The organism is Desulfofundulus sp. JL263-se, from assembly GCF_056316025.1.
This window is the reverse complement of sequence record NZ_CM149993.1, coordinates 2970281-2990409: the sequence shown is the minus strand read 5'-3', so window position 1 is coordinate 2990409 and position 20129 is coordinate 2970281. Positions and strand designations below refer to the sequence as shown.

Genomic DNA, 20129 nt, shown 5'->3' with positions numbered 1-20129 from the left:
TAGTCAGAAGGAGTTTGCCGTTCTGAAGAAAAAATAATTTCATATGAAATTTATGCAAGATTATAAATGCCTAATGTCCGTAATTGTTTTTGCTCCTTTATAATCACGTCATATAAATCAATGTCCAATGCGTTGCAAAGAGCGGTAAGGTAAAAAAGAGTTTTCCCCATTTCCATTTCAACCATATCTCTGCATGCAGGACACATTTTACCGCTAATATGGGATTCCAACAACTTTTTTAAGTCAGCTAAAGTGGCCTCCCGCGGTATTTCTTTTTTTTGGGCATTTATTTTAATACACCCGCAAGAAGTGACAGCTTTAATTATGGAGCGGTTCAATCTTGCATTACATTCTTGGTTTTTCGATAGGATGTCCAGGATACTGCGATGGTATAACAGTAGATCGGAAACCGTCTCCTGGAAGTCACGGTAAGCAATATCTTTTAGCAAAACGGTTCCACTCCTTTACAGACCGATTAAAGTCGCAATACTTTGCCTGTAATTATACAAATGTAATGCTTGTCCTGTCAAACCGAAGGGGAGGAAAATATGTATTGACAGTGTTCTGTTGCTATGCTAAAATATTCTGTTTCTTTGACAGGTTTAGGGAGTTGTGATATACTGTATATGTAATAGTTTAAGGAGGGGCCTGTAATTGTTTAATGTTGGAGACAAAGTGGTTTATCCAATGCACGGTGCAGGAATCATTGAGGCCATAGAGGAAAAAGAAGTGCTGGGTGAAAAACGCCAGTACTATGTCCTCAATGTAAATGACATGAAGGTTATGATACCCATTTCCAATTGCAAAGAAGTGGGACTGAGGGCAGTAGTTGGCCGTGATGAAATAAAAAAAGTATTTAAAATACTTAAAAGCCGGGGCAGTACCATGTCTTCCAACTGGAATCGCCGCTACCGTGCCAACCTTGAAAAGATTAAGAGCGGAAATATTTTCGAAGTAGCTGAAGTCGTTCGGAATTTAATTCAAAGGGATAAAGAAAAGGGTTTATCTTCGGGAGAGAAAAAAATGTTGGAAAATGCCCGCCAAATTTTAATTAGTGAATTGGTGTTGGCAACTGAAATGGAAGAAGAAAAAGCCCAATCAATGTTGGATAAAGTTCTTGCGTAATGCGTCAGGTTGCCTGACGTATTTTTTGTTTTTGCTAAACAAATTTCGTCATGTTATCTGTTGAAGGGGGTTTCGTTAGGGCATATAATAGAGTTCGTAAGATGTGAGGATTTGGAAAGGAGGTGGCCATGTGGTCAGAAAAATTTCTTTTTTTATTTTAGTGCTTCTTTTTGCCCTTGGCGGAACCTATACCGGTTTATTGCTATTAAATCTTAATTTTATACCCATGGTTGAGACCGTACCCCAATTGCGGCTCGGAATTGTGGGAATTGCGGCCATTACAGGAGTTATTCTGGGTATTTTTTTATCTCCATGGATTATACGTGGAGCTGTTTGGATTACTGTTAAGTTGGAGCAAACGTTACAAAAAACTCCTTCCCAGGATTTATTAACCGGTTCCATTGGTTTGATTATCGGACTCATAATTGCTAATTTATTAGGTTCCATACTTTCTGATTTTGGCTGGCCGGGTAAGGGGTTATGGATTTTATTGACTATTTTATTGGGTTATCTCGGCCTGAGTGTAAGTGTTAAAAAGCGGGAAGAAATTTGGGGCATATTTAGCAATTTCCCTAAGTTTGTTGGTAAGGATAAGTCAACAAAAGGCGAAAATCTTAGTAAAGTTATTGATACCAGTGTGATTATAGACGGTAGAATAGCGGATTTGTGTGCCAGCGGTTTTTTGGAAGGAACATTAATCGTTCCGGCCTTTGTGCTTGAGGAGTTGAGGCATATAGCTGATTCACCAGACCTCTTAAAGAGAAATCGGGGACGGCGGGGTCTGGATATTTTAAATAAAATGCGCAAAGAAATGGATATTAATGTACAGATTTATGAAAATGTACGGGGGCTCGAGGGTATTGCCGAAGTGGATACCAAGCTGGTAAAACTTGCCCAGCGCTTGGGGGCCAAAATTGTTACCAACGATTTTAACCTTAATAAGGTGGCCGAATTGCACGGCGTAAAGGTTTTAAACATTAATGAACTTGCCAATGCCTTAAAGCCCGTAGTGTTACCCGGAGAGGAAATGACCGTCCAGATAGTAAAGGACGGCAAAGAGGCGGGACAAGGTATTGCCTATCTGGATGACGGTACCATGATTGTGGTGGATGGCGGCAAGAAGCATATCGGGCAAACTGTTGCGGTGCTGGTTACCAGTGTTTTGCAAACATCTGCCGGCAGAATGATTTTTGCCAAACCAAAAGGTTCAGATAAGAAAAATGCTTCCGGTGGCCCGGGGCAATATAAAGAGGTGAATATGCTTGGATAGGATAATGGCCATAATCCCTGCCGCTGGTGCCAGTAAGCGTATGGGGACAGGGGTTAACAAACAACTCCTGTCCCTTAACGGTAGAGCGGTACTGGAGCACACCATAAGGGCCATATCCGCTGCCAACTGTATTACCGGAATTATCTTGGCAGTAAAACCGGGAGAAGAAAGTTATTTTAAAAACTGGTTGAACCAATTGTTTGGGGAGATTATCAGGGCAGTTGTTCCCGGAGGGGCGGAAAGACAGGAATCGGTAGGTAATTGTCTTGAGGTGGTGCCCGCTGACACGGAGATTGTGCTCATTCACGACGGGGCAAGGCCCCTGGTAGAGCCATCGCTGGTGGAAAAAGTGGTAGAAACTGCAAAGGCCGAAGGTGCAGCGACTCTGGGTGTTCCCGTTAAAGATACCGTTAAAATGATGGGTGAAGATAACAGTGTAATTAAAACCATCCCGAGGGACAAGCTTTGGCTGGTGCAGACTCCCCAGGCTTTCCGGTATCATATAATTTATGAGGCCCATAAGTGGGCGTCCTCCCGGGGCTTTTACGGTACCGACGATGCTTCGCTGGTGGAGGCTATGGGCCACTCGGTTGCCATGGTACGGGGTTCTTACGCCAATATTAAAATTACCACGCCGGAGGATATGATTATTGCTGAGGCGCTAATGAGAACAAGGCTTAAGGGGAGTTAATTTTGCGTATAGGATTTGGCTATGATGTACATAAATTGGTGAAAGGCCGTCCCCTTATTCTGGGGGGCGTAAAAATTCCCTTTGCAAAGGGGCTAGAGGGGCATTCCGACGCCGACGTTTTGGTGCACGCCATTATGGATGCCCTTCTCGGTGCGGCGGGAAAGGGGGATATCGGCAGGCATTTCCCCCCTTCTGACCCTAAGTTTAAGGACATATCCAGCTTATTGCTGCTGGGTGAAGTGCGCTCCATAATCGAAAGGGACGGCTGGCGGGTGGGTAATATCGACTCCGTTATCGTGGCCCAGGCCCCAAGGATGTCTAAATATGTCACTTCCATGAGAAAGAATATCGCCCGGGTGCTCGGGGTGGAGGAAAAAGTAATAAGTGTAAAGTCTACCACCACCGAAGGGCTGGGTTTTACCGGCCTGGGGAAGGGGATTGCCGCCTATGCCGTAGCATTGCTTCTTCACGGGTAGGGTAAGTTAAAAGTTGCCACCTTTTGTGGCCAAATGTTATAATTAGTCGTAATGCCGTATATTTTTAGGGGGAATAGAGATTGAAAACCGTAAAAGTTCGCTTTGCACCGAGTCCTACGGGACCTTTACATATTGGCGGGGCCCGTTCCGCCCTGTTTAACTGGCTTTACGCCCGTCATCACGGCGGGAAATTTATTGTGCGCATTGAGGATACCGACCTGGAAAGGTCGAGCCGGGAATTTGAAAAAGAGATCCTGTTATCTTTGCGCTGGCTCGGTCTTGACTGGGATGAAGGGATAGAAGTCGGGGGAGATAACGGGCCCTACCGGCAGACGGAGAGACTGGATTTATACCGGGAGCATGCCCAAAAACTGTTAAAAACAGGACAAGCTTATTATTGTTATTGTACTGAAGAAGAACTGGCCGCCGAAAGGGAGGCTTTTCTGGCCAAGGGAGAAATGCCGAGATACAGCGGTCGGTGCCGGGAACTTTGTGAAGATGACCGGAAAAGGCTTGAGGCTGAAGGCCGTAAGCCTGTTATAAGGTTTAAAGTGCCCCAGGACCGTAAAATCGTGGTTAATGACCTGGTCCACGGGCAAGTGGACTTTGATTGTGCCGGTATTGGGGACTTTATCATTGTAAAGTCCGATGGTATTCCCACTTATAATTTCGCAGTGGTAATTGATGACCATTATATGGAAATAACCCATGTGATCCGGGCCGAGGAACACCTGTCCAACACCCCGCGCCAGATTCTGGTTGCTGAAGCTCTGGGCTGGGAGCCTCCTTCCTTTGCCCATATTTCCCTGATTTTAGGTAAGGACAGGGCGAAAATGAGTAAACGCCACGGGGCTACATCCCTGGAACAATACAGGAAGGCGGGATACCTGCCGGAGGCAATGGTAAACTTCCTGGCCCTTTTGGGCTGGTCCCCCGGCGGTGAAAACGAAATTTTTTCCAGGGAGGAACTTATAGAGCAATTTTCTTTGGACAGGGTGGCAAAGAGTCCCGCCATATTTGACCTGGATAAATTAAACTGGCTTAACGGGTATTACATCAGGCAGAGTCCCCTGGATAAAATTGTGGAGCTTGCCCTGCCGTACCTTCGAGAAGAAGGGTATTTACCTGCTGAGGTTTCCGAAGAGGATTATACCAGGATCCGGGCAGTGGTGTCTGCGGTACGGGATTATTTGAACAACGTTTCGGAGATAACCGGCCACGTGGAAATTTTCTTTAAAGAGCCGTTATATGAGCAAAAGGAAATTCAGGACGTGTTAAAGCAGGGCCAGGTATTAAAAGTGCTTGACGCCGCCCGGAAGAAAATAGCTGAAGCAGAACCTTTAGACGAGCAGAGGGCCAGGGCTATAATTAAGGAACTGCCCAAGGAACTGGGCTTCGGAGGGAAAAAGGTGTTCATGCCCCTGCGGGCTGCCCTTACTGGCCGTACCCAGGGACCGGAACTGTACCAGGTAATACCCGCCCTGGGCAGGGACAGGGCAGTAAGCCGTCTGGAAAAAGCCATGGCCGCGGCGTTGGCGCTGCAGGAATAAAGGTGTAGTTTCTTAATCCGATTGGAGGGGCTTAAAACGGTGCTTAAGCGTATTCGCAAAGAGATTCAGGCTGTTTTTGACCGGGACCCGGCAGCCAAGTCACTGCTGGAAGTTTTGCTGTGCTATCCCGGCTTACACGCCATAATGATGCACCGGGTGGCCCATTTTTTTTATAGACATAAAATGTATTTAATTGCCAGGATAATTTCACAAATTTCAAGGTTTTTAACTGGTATCGAAATTCATCCCGGGGCTAAAATCGGAGAAGGCTTGTTTATTGACCATGGTGCCGGCGTGGTGATAGGAGAAACTGCGGAAATAGGGGATAATGTTACCATTTACCAGGGAGTGACCCTTGGCGGTACGGGTAAGGAAAAGGGTAAACGTCATCCTACCATCGGCAATAATGTGGTTATCAGTGCCGGCGCCAAGATACTGGGCTCATTTAAAGTAGGAGATAACAGCAAGATTGGGGCCGGCTCGGTGGTTTTAAAGCCGGTTCCCCCCAACAGTACGGTTGTAGGTGTTCCGGGAAAGGTTGTAACAAGAGACGGCGTTAGGGTAGATAAGGCTGAACAGCCCTTAATTGACCTTCGTCATGATCAGCTGCCGGACCCGGTGGCAGAAATGATGCTGGCCATGCAGCGGAAAATAGAAGAACTGGAAAACCGGATTAAGGAATTGGAAAATTCCCGGGAAAAATAAACAGGGGGGATTGGGCTTTGCTTATATATAATACCCTTACCAGGCGTAAGGAAGAGTTTAAGCCAAGGGAAGCCAGTAAAGTATACATATACGTTTGCGGGCCCACCACTTACAATTACATCCATATGGGTAATGCCCGCCCTTTGGTGTTTTTTGATACCGTGAGGCGTTATTTTATTCATAAGGGCTATGAAGTTTACTATATCCAAAACTTTACTGACATTGACGATAAAATAATTAACCGGGCCAGGGAAGAGGGGGAAGATGCCCTGGCCCTGGCTGCGCGGTTTATTGATGAATACTATAAAGATGCCGATGCGCTAAATGTGAAGCGGGCAGACGTGCACCCCAGGGTTTCCGAGCATATGGAAGATATTGTAAGCATGATCCAGACATTGGTGGAAAAGGGTTTTGCATATGTTATAGAAGGTAATGTGTATTTTGATGTAAGCAAATTTAAAGATTACGGCAAGCTTTCCGGGCGTTCCCTGGAGGACATGCAGGCCGGGGCGCGGGTGGAGGTGGATCACAGGAAAATAAATCCTATGGACTTTGCCCTTTGGAAGGCGGCCAAGCCGGGCGAGCCGGCATGGGAGAGCCCGTGGGGCAAGGGCCGTCCAGGGTGGCACATTGAATGCTCGGCAATGTCCCTGAAATACCTGGGCCCGGAATTTGACATTCACGGGGGCGGCTATGACCTGATTTTTCCCCATCATGAAAACGAGATAGCCCAGTCCGAGGCCGCCACGGGAAAAACCTTTGCCCGGTACTGGATGCATAACGGCTTTATAACCGTAAATGAAGAGAAAATGAGTAAATCCCTGGGAAACTTCTTTTTGGTAAGGGAGGTGCTGGATAAGTTTCCCCCGGAGCTGGTACGGTTTTATTTGTTAAGTACCCATTACCGCAGGCCCCTGGATTTTGACTATGACAAGCTTGCGTCCAGCAGCAGGGGGCTTGAGCGGATAAAAACCAGTATTCGGCTGCTTTATGAAGCTCTGGAAAAGGGTGCCGGAGGCGGCAGGGAAACCGGCATGACGGCCCACCTGGAGGAGATTAAAGAAGCTTTTTGCTCGGCCATGGATGACGATTTTAATACGGCTTTGGCCATTGGGGTCCTTTTTGACCTGGCCCGGGAAGTGAATTCTTGCCTGCGGGAAGGAACCTGTTCCCGCGGGGAATTGGAAAAGGCGAAGGAATTATTCCATTTTTTTAACGATGTTCTGGGTATATTTAAAATCGGTGGTTCGGGGAAATTATTGTTAGAGAAGAGGACGGATAAAAACAACCTGTCGGAGAAACTGATTAAGCTGGTGCTGGATATTCGCCAGGAGGCCCGCAAAAACAAGGACTTTAAAACTGCCGATAGGATCCGGGACTCTTTAAAGGAAATGGGGATTATCGTAGAAGATACTCCTCAAGGGCCCCGCTGGAAGATGCAGGAGTAAAAATGCAAGAGATATTTAAGCCCGATATCAATCCCGAAAAACTCCCCCCCAGGGTTCTAGCATATTTGGGGGACGCCGTGTATGAGTTGCTGGTGAGGCAATATCTGGTGAGGCAAGGGCCGGATAAAATACACAAAATACATAAAGAGGCAGTTAAATATGTGCGGGCCGATACTCAGGCCAGGGTACTGCATGCCCTGGAGGAAAGTTTAAGCCCGGAGGAACGGGATATTGTCCGGCGGGGACGGAATGCCAAGACCGGTCACTTGCCCCCAAATGCCAGCATGATTGATTACCGCTACAGTACCGGCTTTGAAAGCCTGGTGGGGTATCTGTACCTTGCCGGTAATAAAAAGCGATTACAGGAAATAATAAATCTGGCCGACCGTATAGTCAGGGGGTGACCTTATCTTCCTCAGCCCGCAAAGGCTTTTTGCCGATATATTTCGCGCCGGCCGCCAATCACCGTTTTAGGGGGAATTTTACCAGTGGGCAGGATATTGGTTGGGAGGAATCCCGTGCGGGAGGCCTTGCGCTTGGGCCGCCCCATAAATAAGATATTCATGTCCCCTAACATGACACCCCGATTGGCGGGTGAAATTAGGGCCCTGGCCAAAGAAAGGGGTATACCTGTGCAAACGGTTGAACAGCACCGCCTCGACAGGCTTGCAGAGGGGGCCAATCACCAGGGCCTGGCTGCCGTTATGGCCTCTAAGGAATATGTAGAAGTGGAAGACCTTTTGGAAAACAGGGCGGACGGCCAGCCTCCCTTATTGGTTATACTTGATGAAATTAATGACCCCCGTAACTTGGGCGCAATATTGCGCACAGCCGATGCTGCGGGAGTAAACGGCGTCATTATACCCCGGCGCCGGTCGGCGGCCCTTACCCCCGCCGCTGCCAAGACATCCGCCGGGGCCATAGAATACGTGCCGGTGGCCCGGGTAACGAACCTTGCCCGGACCATTGATTATCTGAAAGATTGCGGGCTATGGGTTGTTGGGGCCCATGGCCAGGCGGAAGAAATTTATTGGGATGTTGATTTAACGGGCCCGCTGGCTCTTGTAATTGGTGGGGAAGATAAGGGGCTGGGGAGGCTTGTACGGAGCAAGTGTGACTTCCTGGTTCGGCTGCCCATGACCGGCCGGGTAGGGTCACTAAATGCGTCAGTTGCCGCAGCTTTGTTATTGTATGAGGTGTTGCGGCAAAGAAGAAGGGGTTAAAATGGATGAATATTTGGTGGTGGACGGGTATAATGTTATTTATGCTTGGCCCTCTTTAGATAAGGTGAAAAATGAGAATTTGGAGCACGCCAGAGACAAACTGGTGGATATATTAGCCAATTACGCTGCTCTCAGCGGCACTAATATATTTGTGGTTTTTGACGCCCACCAGGTGGGACAAGGCATTGAGCGCGTGGAAGAAAGGAATGGTGTGCGTATAATATATACCCGGGAAGGAGAAACAGCTGATGCCGCTATCGAAAAGATGATTGGAGAATTGATTACCCGGGGGAGGGTGTATGTGGTAACGTCGGATTACGACGAGCAGAAGGTCATTTTTGGCCGGGGCGCCTATCGCCTTACGCCCAGGGACTTGCAAGAGCGGATAAAACAGTCCAGGGCAAAGGAAGAAAAGTGGACAAAAAGTGACTATCCTACTGATACTTATCTGGAAAACCGGCTTGGCTATTCGACCCGGAGAGTATTGGAAGAATGGCGGCGCAAAAAGTAGGCGTTTCCTTTTATGCTTGACTAGTCTTTTTAAACTCATTTATAATAAGGCATGTAAACTCGGTAATCAGTTGGTTGAAAAGTTACCGGGTCAGGGAAAAATGGCGGGGGGGAGATTGTTGAGTCTAAACGCCCAAAGGGACGTTTCTCACGACTTTAATGTGATGATGGACGAAGAAGTGGTGGAGTTTGCCCGTGCAGGGGACAACGCAGCACAGGAGTATTTAATTAATAAGTATAAGAACTTTGTTCGCGCCAAAGCTCGCTCTTATTTCTTAATTGGGGCGGACCGGGAAGACATAATACAGGAAGGAATGATTGGTCTTTATAAAGCTATAAGGGACTTTCGCATGGACAAGTTATCATCATTCCGGGCTTTTGCAGAGCTTTGTATTACCCGGCAAATTATAACGGCCATTAAAACAGCAACCAGGCAGAAACATATACCGCTTAATTCTTATGTATCTTTGAACAAGCCCATTTATGATGAAGATTCCGATAGAACTCTCCTGGACGTAATATCCGGCTCGAAGGTTACCGATCCGGAGGAGTTAATCGTAAGCCAGGAAGAGTTTGATAATATAGAAGAAAAGATGAGCGAAATTTTAAGTTCCCTGGAATGGCAGGTGCTTATGTCTTACCTTGAAGGCAAGTCCTACCAGGAGATAGCCAAGGATCTTGACCGGCATGTAAAATCCATCGATAATGCCCTGCAGCGTGTAAAACGAAAGTTAGAGCGTTATTTAGAAAAAAGAGAAGAATGATGAATGATGTAAATACAAATAAATAACTAGAAATATAAAAGTTGTTTCTTGGAGTTTAAAGGCCTGAATTCATCTGAGGAAATTCAGGCCTTTTTAATTGCGGGCAGATTGTCAAAAATTATATTGGGAGTGATTATTGACAATCGCCTGCTGCTATTTTATAATATAACTTGCGCCGTGCCGGCGTAGCTCAATTGGTAGAGCAGCTGACTTGTAATCAGCAGGTTGCGGGTTCGAGTCCCATCGCCGGCTCCATTTTGGGGGAATTTTTCCACGGAAAAATTACCTTTACCAAGCTAGACTGGGCTTGGAAAATTTCCCCCAAAATTTTGGGGGAATTTTTCCACGGAAAAATTACCTTTACCAAGCTAGACCTGGCTTGGAAAATTTCCCCCAAATAGTGGAGGGGTTCCCGAGTGGTCAAAGGGAGCAGACTGTAAATCTGCCGGCTGTCGCCTTCGCAGGTTCGAATCCTGCCCCCTCCACCAACATAAATTTGTAATAAGTTGAGAGTTGAAAATTTATTTGCAATATGATAAAATAGAAAGTGCTGACGCGGGGTGGAGCAGCCGGTAGCTCGTCGGGCTCATAACCCGAAGGTCGTGGGTTCAAATCCCACCCCCGCAACCAGGTGCCACTATAGCTCAGGAGGTAGAGCGCATCCTTGGTAAGGATGAGGTCACCGGTTCAAGCCCGGTTAGTGGCTCCATTTTCGAGGAGTTTTTCTACGGAAAAGTTACCTTATCAAGCTGTGCTTGGCTTAGAAAAATTCCTCGAAAATTTTGGGGAATTTTCCATAGGAAAATTCCCCAAAGTTGCGGCGGCGTAGCTCAGTTGGTTAGAGCATACGGTTCATACCCGTAGTGTCCGGGGTTCGAATCCCTGCGCCGCTACCAGTAAGCCAGCTACATGTAAAAGTTGCATGTAGCTGGTTTTATTTTTTTAAGCAAGAAGGGAATTTGGACATGCTTATAGAATATCCAATGGGATTTTGAAAAATGCATGAAAGTGTATAAATGTGGAAATAAATTAAAAGTGTGTAAGTTTATGGAGCTTAATCAAGTAAATTATGAGGAGGAGAAAGTTCAATGGCCAAAGAAAAGTTTGAGCGTACGAAACCCCACGTAAATGTTGGAACCATAGGTCACGTTGACCACGGCAAGACCACCCTTACGGCGGCAATCACCTTGTGCCTGTCCAAAGAAGGTAGGACTCAGGTTAAAAAGTACGATGAAATTGACAACGCTCCGGAAGAAAAAGAGCGCGGCATCACCATTAACACCGCCCACGTGGAATATGAGACTGCAAAGAGGCACTATGCGCACGTAGACTGTCCGGGGCACGCCGACTACGTAAAGAACATGATTACCGGGGCGGCCCAGATGGACGGTTCCATACTGGTGGTATCGGCTGCAGACGGTCCCATGCCCCAGACCCGGGAGCACATCTTGCTGGCCAGGCAAGTAGGAGTGCCATACATAGTGGTATACCTGAACAAAGTTGACCAGGTGGACGACCCGGAGCTATTGGAACTGGTAGAGATGGAAGTGAGGGAACTTTTGAGCACATATGAATTTCCCGGAGACGACGTGCCGGTAATCAGCGGTTCCGCCCTTAAGGCGCTGGAGTGCGGCTGCGGCAAGCGGGACTGCGAGTGGTGCAAGAGCATTTGGGAACTTATGGACGCAGTGGACGAATATATACCCACCCCGGAGCGGGATGTTGACAAACCCTTCCTCATGCCGGTGGAAGACGTATTCAGCATAACCGGCCGGGGCACCGTGGCCACGGGGCGTGTAGAGAGGGGAACCATCACCACCGGCGAAGAAGTAGAGATAGTAGGTCTTATGGATAAGCCGCGCAAGACAGTGGTAACCGGAGTAGAAATGTTCCGCAAAGTACTGGACCGCGGGGAAGCGGGAGACAACATTGGCTGCCTTTTGCGCGGCGTGGAGCGGAAAGAAATAGAGCGCGGGCAAGTTTTGGCAAAGCCCGGCACCATTAAGCCGCACACCAAATTCCACGCCGAGGTATACGTGCTGACCAAGGACGAGGGCGGCCGGCACACTCCCTTCTTTAACGGCTATCGCCCGCAGTTTTATTTCCGCACCACCGATGTAACGGGGACGGTAAGGCTGCCGGAAGGGACGGAAATGGTAATGCCCGGGGATAACGTTGAGATGGACATTGAACTGATTACTCCCATTGCCATTGAAGAAGGACTGCGCTTTGCTATCCGTGAAGGCGGGCGTACCGTGGGTGCCGGTGTAGTTACCAGGATAATTGAATAGGTTACTGTTTTGGGGGAATTTTTCCACGAAAAAATTATCTTTGCCAAGCCGCACTTGGCTTGGAAAAATTCCCCCAAAATTTTGGGGTAATTTTCCCGCGGGAAAATTACCTTGCCAAGTTACACTTTATCTTTACCAAGCCAAACCTGGCCTGGAAAATTTCCCCGCCCCAAAGGGGGCGGGGATTCCACTATCAGAATAATGAGCATAAGGCTCAGGTATGGGGTAAAGTATTGACTTTAAAATTTAGTTGTGATATATTCGGTAAGGTAATTTTAAAGGTGATATGTTTGTTTTTTTAGTTTTGGGAGGTGGCAAAATTGCGAGTAGGGATTACTTTAGCATGCACGCAATGCAAGCAGAGAAATTATACCACTACCAAGAATAAGAGGAATGACCCCAACCGCATTGAACTTAAAAAGTATTGTCGTTTTTGCAATGCCCACACCTTGCATAAAGAGACCAGATAGAAAGTGGTTTGGATTTGAGATAAATAGATTATATTGCCCGGTTGCCGGTGCCGAGAGGTACTGTGGCTTTCACTTCTAGTTAAGGATGTGGCGTTTATGGCAGTTACCAAAAAACAGACAGCTGAAAAAAATATCAGCCCGGCAAAAAAAGGCGGCAAGGGGTCTGAAAAGCAGGCCACCTCGGGAAAGGCATTGGTGAAAAAGGATAGTAAAAAAAGTCTTCAAGCAAAAAAACGCCCGGGTAAATTGAGTGCGGTCCGAAGCTACTTGAGCGGCGTACTTAATGAGTTAAAAAAGGTACACTGGCCGAATCGTAGAGAGACTGCCATTTATACTGCAGTGGTTTTGGTAGCCGTGGGTATAGTGGGCGTATTAATCTGGGTGTTTGATTTGCTTCTCAGCAGGGTCGTGCAGTTAATTTATTAAAATGTTTCAAGGGGGTGAGGGGCCTGGATTAAGCTGGGTCCCTTGAATTTATGAGTAAGATGTGGTATGTGATACATACCTACTCCGGATATGAAAACAAAGTGAAGGCCAACCTGGAGAAGCGCATAGAGTCCATGAACATGGAGGATAAGGTTTTTAGAATAGTTATACCCATGGAAGATGAAGTAGAGATAAAAAACGGTAAGCGTAAGATAAGTAAGAAAAAAGTGTTTCCCGGGTATGTGCTGGTGGAGATGATTATGGATGATGATTCTTGGTATGTGGTTCGTAATACCCCTGGTGTAACCGGGTTTGTTGGAAGCGGCACCAAGCCTATCCCTTTAAGTGATGAAGAGGCCCAGAGCATTATGAAGAGAATGGGTATGGATGATGCAGTACCCAAGGTGGACTTCAGCCCGGGCGAACAGGTTCGGGTAATCGGCGGGCCCTTTGAGAACTTCAGCGGTGAAATTGAAGAAATTTATCCGGAAAAGGGTAAGGTTAAAGTCAGCATTTCCATGTTCGGCCGGGAAACTCCGGTGGAATTGGAATTTGACCAGATAGAAAAAATAGACTAGAAGTGCATTCCGTGCATATGCTTCCTGCATTTTTAAAGGAGGTGTGAGAAATGGCTAAAAAGGTGGCAGCAGTTATCAAACTACAGGTGCCAGCAGGAAAGGCCACTCCTGCTCCCCCGGTAGGACCGGCTTTAGGACAGCACGGGGTAAACATTATGCAGTTTGTAAAGGAGTATAACGAACGTACCGCTAAACACGCCGGTATGATAATACCAGTGGAAATTACCGTATATGAAGACAGGTCCTTTAGTTTTATAACCAAAACTCCTCCTGCTGCCGATCTGTTAAAAAAGGCTGCCGGCCTGGAAAAGGGCTCCGGAGAGCCCAACAAAAACAAGGTTGGTAAGGTAACCAGGGACCAGATCAAGGAAATTGCCGAACTTAAAATGCAAGACCTCAATGCAGCTTCCATTGAGGCCGCCATGCGCATGATAGAAGGTACTGCCCGCAGCATGGGAATCGAGGTTGTATAAAAATATAAGACTGTACGTGGGAGGAAATTTTAATTTCCGATTTGGGGGAAATTTTCCAAGCTATGTTTGGCTTGGAAGAGGTAATTTTCCCGTGGAAAAATTCCCCCAAATTTTGGGGGAAATTTTCCAAGCTATGTTTGGCTTGGAAGAGGTAATTTTCCCGTGGGAAAATTCCCCTGAAACACCACAAGGAGGTAATTTCATGCCCAAGCACGGAAAGAAATACCGGGATGCGTTAAAGGAAATAGACCGGACCAAGCAATATGATCCCGCTGAAGCCTGTGAGCTGGTTAAGAAAATTGCCAGGGCCAATTTTGACGAAACTGTGGAGGTAGCCGTCAGATTGGGTGTTGACCCCAGGCATGCGGACCAACAGGTGCGCGGAGCCGTTGTGCTTCCTCACGGTACCGGTAAAACCCGTACCGTACTGGTATTTGCCAAGGGGGATAAAGCCAAGGAAGCTGAAGAAGCAGGCGCCGATTATGTAGGTGACGTGGATTTGGTGGAAAAAATACAAGGTGGGTGGCTGGATTTTGATGTTGCCATAGCCACACCGGACATGATGGGGACTGTTGGTAAGCTGGGCCGTATTTTGGGCCCCCGGGGCCTTATGCCCAATCCGAAAACAGGAACGGTGACATTTGATGTAGGGCGGGCAGTCCAGGAAGCAAAGGCCGGCAAAATAGAATACCGTGTGGATAAGGCGGGCATTATCCATGCCCCCATAGGCAAGGTATCTTTTGATGCCGATAAATTGCTGGAAAATCTTCGCACCCTCATGGAGCAGCTGATCAGGGCAAAGCCTGCAGCTGCTAAAGGACAGTATATTCGCAGTGTGACCTTATCTTCCACCATGGGACCCGGGATACGGGTCAATGCTCAGAGATTTACAGGTAAATAAAAATAAAAGCATTTTGGCTGCAATTTCAGGGAGTTGGGATTTTTATCACATACATTTAAAAAGTTAATAATTAAAATTATATGCTTTTTCCTAGCTGCAGACAGATGGTGCTTTAGGCTTAAAGGCTCACCAGCCGCCATCCGAGGCCGGGAGAGGTAACCTGTGTGCATTTACAGGCCCCTGGTTCACTGTCTGCCGGGGGCCTTTATTTGTAGTACTTTGGCACAGCGGGGAACACCGGCCTGAGTAATTGTTATCGTGAAGAAAGGAGGTGTAGCGGGTGTCTGTTAAGAGGAAGGAAAAAGAGGCTATAGTGGAAATGTTGCGGAATAAATTGCGGGATGCCCAGGTAGTTATATTGACGGACTACCGGGGGTTAAATGTGGCAGCCATGAACAAGTTGCGCAAAAAAATGCGGGAAGCCAATAGCGAGTTTAAGGTGGTCAAAAATACGCTAGCCAAGCGGGCTGCCGGTGAACTGGGGCTGGAAGGCCTGGATCCTTACCTGGAAGGGCCCACTGCCCTGGCCATCAGTGCCACTGATCCTGTGGCCCCGGCCAAGGTCCTCAAGGAAATTGCCAAGGAGCATAAGGAACTGGAAATAAAGGCGGGAGTTCTGGAAGGTAAAGTGGTTGATGTGGCCGCTATAAAGGCGCTGGCCGACCTGCCTCCGCGGGAAACCTTATTGGCACAGGTGGTAGGCAGAATGCAGGCGCCTCTTTACGGGTTTGCCGGTGTATTGCAAGGGCTGTTGCGCAACTTTGTTTATGCCCTTGAGGCAATTCGCAAGCAAAAAGCCGGTGAAAGCGCCGGTTAAGGTTAAAAAAAGGTTGAACATATTTTAAAATATTAAATATTATAATAACAGGAGGTATTGTTAATAATGTCCAAGGTTCAAGAGATTCTTGATGCTGTTAAAAAGCTTTCGGTACTGGAATTGGCTGAATTGGTCAAGGCCTTTGAAGAAGAGTTTGGTGTAAGTGCTGCCGCTCCGGTGGCCGCCGTTGCTGCTCCTGCAGCCGGTGCTGCAGCCGGTGCTGCAGAAGAAGCAGAAGAACAAACTGAATTTGATGTAGTTCTTACTGCTGTCGGCGATAAGAAAATCAATGTTATTAAAGTGGTACGTGAAATTACCGGCCTCGGCCTGAAAGATGCCAAAGAGTTGGTTGATAACGCTCCAAAGCCGGTAAAAGAGAAGGTAAGCAAGGAAGAGGCGGAATCTATCAAGGCCAAGCTGGAAGAGGCAGGCGCCACTGTGGAGCTGAAGTAAACCACTTGCTACCGGTGATATTGGGCTTGCATTCTTACTGCGGGCCTTTTGGGGGAATTTTTCCACGGAAAAATTACCTTTACCAAGCTAGACCTGGCTTGGAAAATTTCCCCCAAAATTTTGGGGGAATTTTTCCACGGAAAAATTACCTTTACCAAGCTAGACCTGGCTTGGAAAAATTCCCTTTACCAAGCCAGATTTGGCGGAAAAATTCCTCCAAACGTGAAGAAGTTGTTAAGCCGCGTGCCGGCTAATTTCTTTAGCATTCCGGGGAAATCCCCGGAATATTTTTTGCCTAACTTTAGAAAAATTTGCTTATAAGTATGAAAAATTTATTGACAACCTGTTATTTATATGCTAATATTTAAAAATGTTACTTTGCCGTATTATAATTATATGTGTTTTACGGGCAATTTTAGAAAGGGTATCTGGATAGGAATTTTGGGAAATAATAACTTAGATAATATTATGTACGTTATTTAAAGCGAGGTATTTACCTTGCTTTTAGTTCTTTTTATCTCTATTAAGGGGTGTGGTCTGTAAATATGTATCCTAATAAGCCGGGTGCCAGGACACGGCGGGATCTTAGTAAGTTTAAGGAAGTTCTCGCTCTTCCCAACCTTATTGAAGTGCAGCGGAAATCTTATGATTGGTTTTTAAAAGAAGGATTGCGCGAGGTTTTCCATGACATTTCCCCTATTCACGACTTCACTGGCAATTTAGTTTTGGAGTTTCTTGATTATACCCTGGGAAAGCCAAAGTATAGCGTGCAGGAATGCAAGGAAAGGGATGTCACCTACGCTGCCCCGCTTCGTGTCAAGGTGCGCCTTATTAATAAAGAAACGGGGGAAGTAAAGGAACAGGATGTTTTCATGGGAGATTTCCCCTTGATGACTGAGAAGGGCACCTTTATCATCAACGGAGCTGAGCGGGTTATTGTAAGTCAGCTGGTTCGTTCACCGGGGGTTTATTTTGCGGAGCAGGTTGACCCTGGCGGGAAAAAAATATACACTGCTACCATAATTCCCAACCGCGGTGCATGGCTGGAGTTTGAAACCGATGTAAATGATCATGTTTTTGTCCGTATAGACCGCACCAGGAAAGTACCGGTAACTGTTCTAATACGTGCCCTGGGTTATGGTTCTAACAGTATAATTATGGATCTTTTTGAAGGAAACAGGCATATACAAGATACCCTTACAAGGGATAATACGGAAAGTGAGGAAGAAGCCCTTGTTGAAATCTACAAGAGGCTGCGTCCGGGGGAACCTCCCACTGTAGAAAGCGCTAAAAGTCTTTTAGATACATTATTCTTCGATCCCAAGCGGTATGACCTGGCCAACGTTGGAAGATATAAGATCCACAAGAAACTCAACCACGGTGTTCTTTACCGCGAGAACGAAAACGGGAAAAAAAAATACATTAGGGAATTGACCCCTGCGGATATTATAGAAACGGTTAAATATCTCCTTCGCTTGATGGATGGAGACGAAGAGGTGGATGATATAGACCACCTGGGTAACAGAAGGCTGCGTTCTGTGGGGGAACTGTTGCAGAACCAGTTCCGGATTGGCCTTTCCCGCATGGAACGTGTGGTTCGGGAGCGTATGACTATTCAAAACGTGGATGTAATTACCCCCCAGGTATTAATAAACATCAGGCCGGTCGTGGCCGCCATTAAGGAATTTTTCGGTTCCAGCCAGCTCAGCCAGTTTATGGACCAGACAAATCCCTTGTCCGAGCTTACCCATAAACGCCGCCTGTCCGCCCTGGGGCCGGGGGGGCTCAGCAGGGAAAGGGCCGGCTTTGAAGTGCGCGACGTGCACCATTCCCACTACGGCCGCATGTGCCCTATAGAAACCCCGGAGGGGCCCAATATCGGCCTTATAGGCTCTTTAAGTTGTTATGCCAGGATTAACAGTTACGGTTTTATAGAAACTCCCTATAGAAAGGTTGACAAAGAAAACAAGAGAGTAACCGATGAAATCGTATATCTTACCGCCGATGAGGAAGATCAATACATTATTGCCCAGGCTAACGTACCCGTGGATGAAAATGGCTATTTCGCCACGGATCAGGTTAATGCCCGTCACGGGCGTGAAATTTTAAAAGTTCCTGCCGATAAAGTAGATTACATGGATGTTTCGCCCAAACAGGTGTTTAGTGTTGCCACATCTTTGATTCCCTTCCTTGAGCACGACGACGCGAACCGGGCGCTGATGGGTGCCAACATGCAGAGGCAGGCCGTTCCCCTTATCAAAACGGAGGCCCCCATCGTTGGTACCGGAATAGAATATAAGGCTGCCCTGGATTCAGGGGTTGTGGTAATTGCCCGGAATTCGGGCGTGGTTGAAAGGGTAACTGCCAACGAAGTAATCATAAGAACCGATGAAGGCAAGTTGGATACTTATAAATTATTAAAATTTGCCAGGTCCAACCAGGGAACTTGTATTAATCAGAAGCCCATAGTTAAAACGGGCATGCGGGTTGAAGCCGGAGATGTAATTGCTGACGGTCCTTCCACCGACCGGGGAGAATTGGCCCTGGGCAGAAACGTATTGGTTGCTTTTATGCCCTGGGAAGGTTATAACTACGAAGATGCAATTTTGGTTAGTGAGAAACTGGTTAAAAATGACTATTTTACCTCCATACACATTGAAGAATATGAGTGTGATGCCAGGGACACCAAGTTGGGGCCGGAGGAAATTACCCGTGATATACCTAACGTAGGGGAAGATATTTTAAAGGATCTTGATGAGCGGGGAATTATTCGTATTGGCGCTGAAGTAAGGCCCGGAGATATTCTTGTGGGTAAAGTTACCCCCAAGGGCGAAACTGAATTGACTGCCGAAGAAAGATTGCTTAGGGCCATTTTTGGCGAAAAGGCCAGGGAAGTGCGTGATACCTCTTTGCGGGTGCCCCACGGGGAATCCGGCAAGGTTGTGGATGTTAAAGTATTTTCCCGGGATAATGGCGATGAATTGCCGCCGGGGGTAAATCAGCTGGTACGCGTTTACGTGGCCCAGAAGCGGAAGATCTCCGAGGGAGATAAAATGGCCGGGCGCCATGGTAACAAAGGGGTTATTGCCCGCATTCTTCCTGAAGAGGATATGCCCTTCCTGCCTGATGGAACTTCCATAGAAATAGTTTTAAACCCGCTGGGTGTTCCGTCCCGTATGAATATCGGGCAAGTCCTGGAATGTCACCTGGGCTGGGCGGCAAGAGCCCTGGGCTACCACGTTGCCACCCCGGTATTTAACGGTGCTTCGGAAGAGGATATAAGGAATTTCTTGCGAGAGGCCGGGCTGCCGGAAGACGGTAAAATAACCCTGTATGACGGCAGAACCGGTGAGCCTTTCGATAATAAAATTACAGTGGGCTATGTCTATATGTTAAAACTGGCTCACCTGGTAGACGACAAAATTCATGCCCGTTCCACGGGGCCCTATTCCCTTGTTACGCAACAACCTCTGGGCGGAAAAGCTCAGTTCGGCGGGCAGCGTTTCGGAGAAATGGAAGTTTGGGCTTTGGAGGCCTATGGCGCAGCATATACTTTGCAGGAAATTCTTACCGTTAAGTCAGACGACGTGGTTGGCCGTGTAAAAACCTATGAGGCAATTGTTAAGGGCGAAAATGTGCCGGAGCCGGGAGTTCCGGAATCCTTTAAAGTTTTAATTAAAGAGCTGCAGAGCCTCGGTTTGGATGTAAAGGTGCTTTCGGAGGACGACGAGGAGATAGAAATTAAGGAAGTTGATGAGGATGTGGTTGAAACCGCAAAGGAACTGGGCGTAGATCTGCATGAACATTCCCGCGGCCGTAAAAAAGCCCAAGGTAAAGGTAAAAAAGAATTGCAGGATGGAGAGAGTAGCGAGGATGATGCGGATTCCGGCGGTGAAAGTGATGAAGACGAAGTGAGGGAGGGCCTGGCGGAAAAGCTTTAGGTAAGTAAAGTGCTGGC

The 20129-nt window shown here is 47.2% G+C and carries 21 protein-coding genes, 5 tRNA genes and 1 other annotated feature; of the genes, 25 read left to right on the top strand and 1 reads right to left on the bottom strand.

The window, feature by feature from the left end:
* Positions 1 to 50: 50 nt before the first annotated feature.
* Complete coding sequence (locus ACX4JR_RS15520) at positions 51 to 449, bottom strand: nucleoside triphosphate pyrophosphohydrolase family protein (protein WP_476058907.1); 399 nt, start codon at positions 447 to 449, stop codon at positions 51 to 53.
* 205 nt (positions 450 to 654) lie between these two features.
* Here ACX4JR_RS15520 and ACX4JR_RS15515 point away from each other — a divergent pair, with 205 nt between their 5' ends.
* From ACX4JR_RS15515 to rpoB, 25 genes are all read left to right on the top strand, one after another.
* Complete coding sequence (locus ACX4JR_RS15515; RefSeq protein ID WP_476058906.1) at positions 655 to 1125, top strand: CarD family transcriptional regulator; 471 nt, start codon at positions 655 to 657, stop codon at positions 1123 to 1125.
* Positions 1126 to 1255: 130 nt separating this feature from the next.
* Complete coding sequence (locus ACX4JR_RS15510; RefSeq protein ID WP_476058905.1) at positions 1256 to 2395, top strand: PIN/TRAM domain-containing protein; 1140 nt, start codon at positions 1256 to 1258, stop codon at positions 2393 to 2395.
* On the top strand, positions 2388 to 3086 hold the full coding sequence (ispD, locus tag ACX4JR_RS15505; protein ID WP_476058904.1) for a 2-C-methyl-D-erythritol 4-phosphate cytidylyltransferase: 699 nt from the start codon (positions 2388 to 2390) through the stop codon (positions 3084 to 3086). Before ACX4JR_RS15510 ends, ispD begins: the two co-directional genes overlap by 8 nt.
* A 2-nt stretch (positions 3087 to 3088) precedes the next feature.
* Positions 3089 to 3562, top strand: a complete 474-nt coding sequence (ispF, locus tag ACX4JR_RS15500) for a 2-C-methyl-D-erythritol 2,4-cyclodiphosphate synthase (RefSeq protein ID WP_476058903.1) — start codon at positions 3089 to 3091, stop codon at positions 3560 to 3562.
* An 80-nt stretch (positions 3563 to 3642) separates the two neighbouring features.
* Positions 3643 to 5112, top strand: coding sequence for a glutamate--tRNA ligase (gltX, locus tag ACX4JR_RS15495; RefSeq protein ID WP_476058902.1), 1470 nt, complete (start codon positions 3643 to 3645; stop codon positions 5110 to 5112).
* 39 nt (positions 5113 to 5151) lie between these two features.
* On the top strand, positions 5152 to 5817 hold the full coding sequence (cysE, locus tag ACX4JR_RS15490) for a serine O-acetyltransferase (protein ID WP_476058901.1): 666 nt from the start codon (positions 5152 to 5154) through the stop codon (positions 5815 to 5817).
* Positions 5818 to 5834: 17 nt separating this feature from the next.
* Positions 5835 to 7265 carry a cysteine--tRNA ligase gene (cysS, locus tag ACX4JR_RS15485; protein WP_476058900.1) on the top strand — a complete coding sequence of 477 codons (1431 nt, stop codon included), beginning with the start codon at positions 5835 to 5837 and terminating at the stop codon, positions 7263 to 7265.
* 2 nt (positions 7266 to 7267) lie between these two features.
* The gene (locus tag ACX4JR_RS15480; RefSeq protein WP_476058899.1) at positions 7268 to 7669 is read left to right on the top strand and encodes a Mini-ribonuclease 3; all 402 of its coding nucleotides are present in this window, start codon (positions 7268 to 7270) and stop codon (positions 7667 to 7669) included.
* Positions 7670 to 7753: 84 nt separating this feature from the next.
* Positions 7754 to 8488 carry a 23S rRNA (guanosine(2251)-2'-O)-methyltransferase RlmB gene (gene rlmB / locus ACX4JR_RS15475; protein WP_476058898.1) on the top strand — a complete coding sequence of 245 codons (735 nt, stop codon included), beginning with the start codon at positions 7754 to 7756 and terminating at the stop codon, positions 8486 to 8488.
* Position 8489: 1 nt separating this feature from the next.
* The gene (locus ACX4JR_RS15470) at positions 8490 to 8999 is read left to right on the top strand and encodes an NYN domain-containing protein (protein ID WP_476058897.1); all 510 of its coding nucleotides are present in this window, start codon (positions 8490 to 8492) and stop codon (positions 8997 to 8999) included.
* Positions 9000 to 9117: 118 nt separating this feature from the next.
* Positions 9118 to 9762 (top strand): RNA polymerase sporulation sigma factor SigH, encoded by a 645-nt coding sequence (gene sigH / locus ACX4JR_RS15465; RefSeq protein ID WP_476058896.1) that lies wholly within the window; start codon positions 9118 to 9120, stop codon positions 9760 to 9762.
* Positions 9763 to 9941: 179 nt separating this feature from the next.
* Positions 9942 to 10017, top strand: a tRNA-Thr gene (locus ACX4JR_RS15460).
* 147 nt (positions 10018 to 10164) lie between these two features.
* A tRNA-Tyr gene (locus tag ACX4JR_RS15455) sits at positions 10165 to 10250 on the top strand.
* A gap of 66 nt (positions 10251 to 10316) precedes the next feature.
* A tRNA-Met gene (locus tag ACX4JR_RS15450) sits at positions 10317 to 10392 on the top strand.
* Between the two features lie 3 nt (positions 10393 to 10395).
* Positions 10396 to 10471 (top strand) — tRNA-Thr (locus ACX4JR_RS15445).
* A gap of 110 nt (positions 10472 to 10581) precedes the next feature.
* Positions 10582 to 10658, top strand: a tRNA-Met gene (locus ACX4JR_RS15440).
* A 192-nt stretch (positions 10659 to 10850) separates the two neighbouring features.
* The gene (gene tuf, locus ACX4JR_RS15435; protein ID WP_476058883.1) at positions 10851 to 12053 is read left to right on the top strand and encodes an elongation factor Tu; all 1203 of its coding nucleotides are present in this window, start codon (positions 10851 to 10853) and stop codon (positions 12051 to 12053) included.
* Between the two features lie 320 nt (positions 12054 to 12373).
* Entirely contained in the window at positions 12374 to 12523 is a 150-nt protein-coding gene (gene rpmG, locus ACX4JR_RS15430) for a 50S ribosomal protein L33 (RefSeq protein WP_476058895.1), read from the top strand.
* A gap of 96 nt (positions 12524 to 12619) precedes the next feature.
* Positions 12620 to 12949 (top strand): preprotein translocase subunit SecE, encoded by a 330-nt coding sequence (gene secE / locus ACX4JR_RS15425; protein WP_476058894.1) that lies wholly within the window; start codon positions 12620 to 12622, stop codon positions 12947 to 12949.
* 50 nt (positions 12950 to 12999) lie between these two features.
* Positions 13000 to 13527 carry a transcription termination/antitermination protein NusG gene (nusG, locus tag ACX4JR_RS15420; RefSeq protein ID WP_476058893.1) on the top strand — a complete coding sequence of 176 codons (528 nt, stop codon included), beginning with the start codon at positions 13000 to 13002 and terminating at the stop codon, positions 13525 to 13527.
* 50 nt (positions 13528 to 13577) lie between these two features.
* Positions 13578 to 14000 (top strand): 50S ribosomal protein L11, encoded by a 423-nt coding sequence (gene rplK, locus ACX4JR_RS15415; protein ID WP_476058892.1) that lies wholly within the window; start codon positions 13578 to 13580, stop codon positions 13998 to 14000.
* A 202-nt stretch (positions 14001 to 14202) separates the two neighbouring features.
* Positions 14203 to 14901: a 50S ribosomal protein L1 gene (gene rplA / locus ACX4JR_RS15410; RefSeq protein ID WP_476058891.1), complete on the top strand. Its 699-nt coding sequence runs from the start codon at positions 14203 to 14205 to the stop codon at positions 14899 to 14901.
* A gap of 76 nt (positions 14902 to 14977) precedes the next feature.
* Positions 14978 to 15120, top strand: a sequence feature (ribosomal protein L10 leader region).
* A 61-nt stretch (positions 15121 to 15181) separates the two neighbouring features.
* Positions 15182 to 15718 carry a 50S ribosomal protein L10 gene (gene rplJ / locus ACX4JR_RS15405; protein WP_476058890.1) on the top strand — a complete coding sequence of 179 codons (537 nt, stop codon included), beginning with the start codon at positions 15182 to 15184 and terminating at the stop codon, positions 15716 to 15718.
* 66 nt (positions 15719 to 15784) lie between these two features.
* Entirely contained in the window at positions 15785 to 16171 is a 387-nt protein-coding gene (gene rplL / locus ACX4JR_RS15400) for a 50S ribosomal protein L7/L12 (RefSeq protein WP_476058889.1), read from the top strand.
* 545 nt (positions 16172 to 16716) lie between these two features.
* Positions 16717 to 20112: a DNA-directed RNA polymerase subunit beta gene (gene rpoB / locus ACX4JR_RS15395; RefSeq protein WP_476058888.1), complete on the top strand. Its 3396-nt coding sequence runs from the start codon at positions 16717 to 16719 to the stop codon at positions 20110 to 20112.
* Positions 20113 to 20129: the final 17 nt, after the last annotated feature.

Coding starts and splice junctions, on each gene's coding strand:
- secE (WP_476058894.1), top strand. CDS start 12,620: ATGGCAGTTACCAAAAAACAGACAGCTGAAAAAAATATCAGCCCGGCA.
- rpoB (WP_476058888.1), top strand. CDS start 16,717: ATGTATCCTAATAAGCCGGGTGCCAGGACACGGCGGGATCTTAGTAAG.
- rplL (WP_476058889.1), top strand. CDS start 15,785: ATGTCCAAGGTTCAAGAGATTCTTGATGCTGTTAAAAAGCTTTCGGTA.
- rplA (WP_476058891.1), top strand. CDS start 14,203: ATGCCCAAGCACGGAAAGAAATACCGGGATGCGTTAAAGGAAATAGAC.
- tuf (WP_476058883.1), top strand. CDS start 10,851: ATGGCCAAAGAAAAGTTTGAGCGTACGAAACCCCACGTAAATGTTGGA.
- nusG (WP_476058893.1), top strand. CDS start 13,000: ATGAGTAAGATGTGGTATGTGATACATACCTACTCCGGATATGAAAAC.
- ACX4JR_RS15470 (WP_476058897.1), top strand. CDS start 8,490: ATGGATGAATATTTGGTGGTGGACGGGTATAATGTTATTTATGCTTGG.
- rplK (WP_476058892.1), top strand. CDS start 13,578: ATGGCTAAAAAGGTGGCAGCAGTTATCAAACTACAGGTGCCAGCAGGA.
- ACX4JR_RS15480 (WP_476058899.1), top strand. CDS start 7,268: ATGCAAGAGATATTTAAGCCCGATATCAATCCCGAAAAACTCCCCCCC.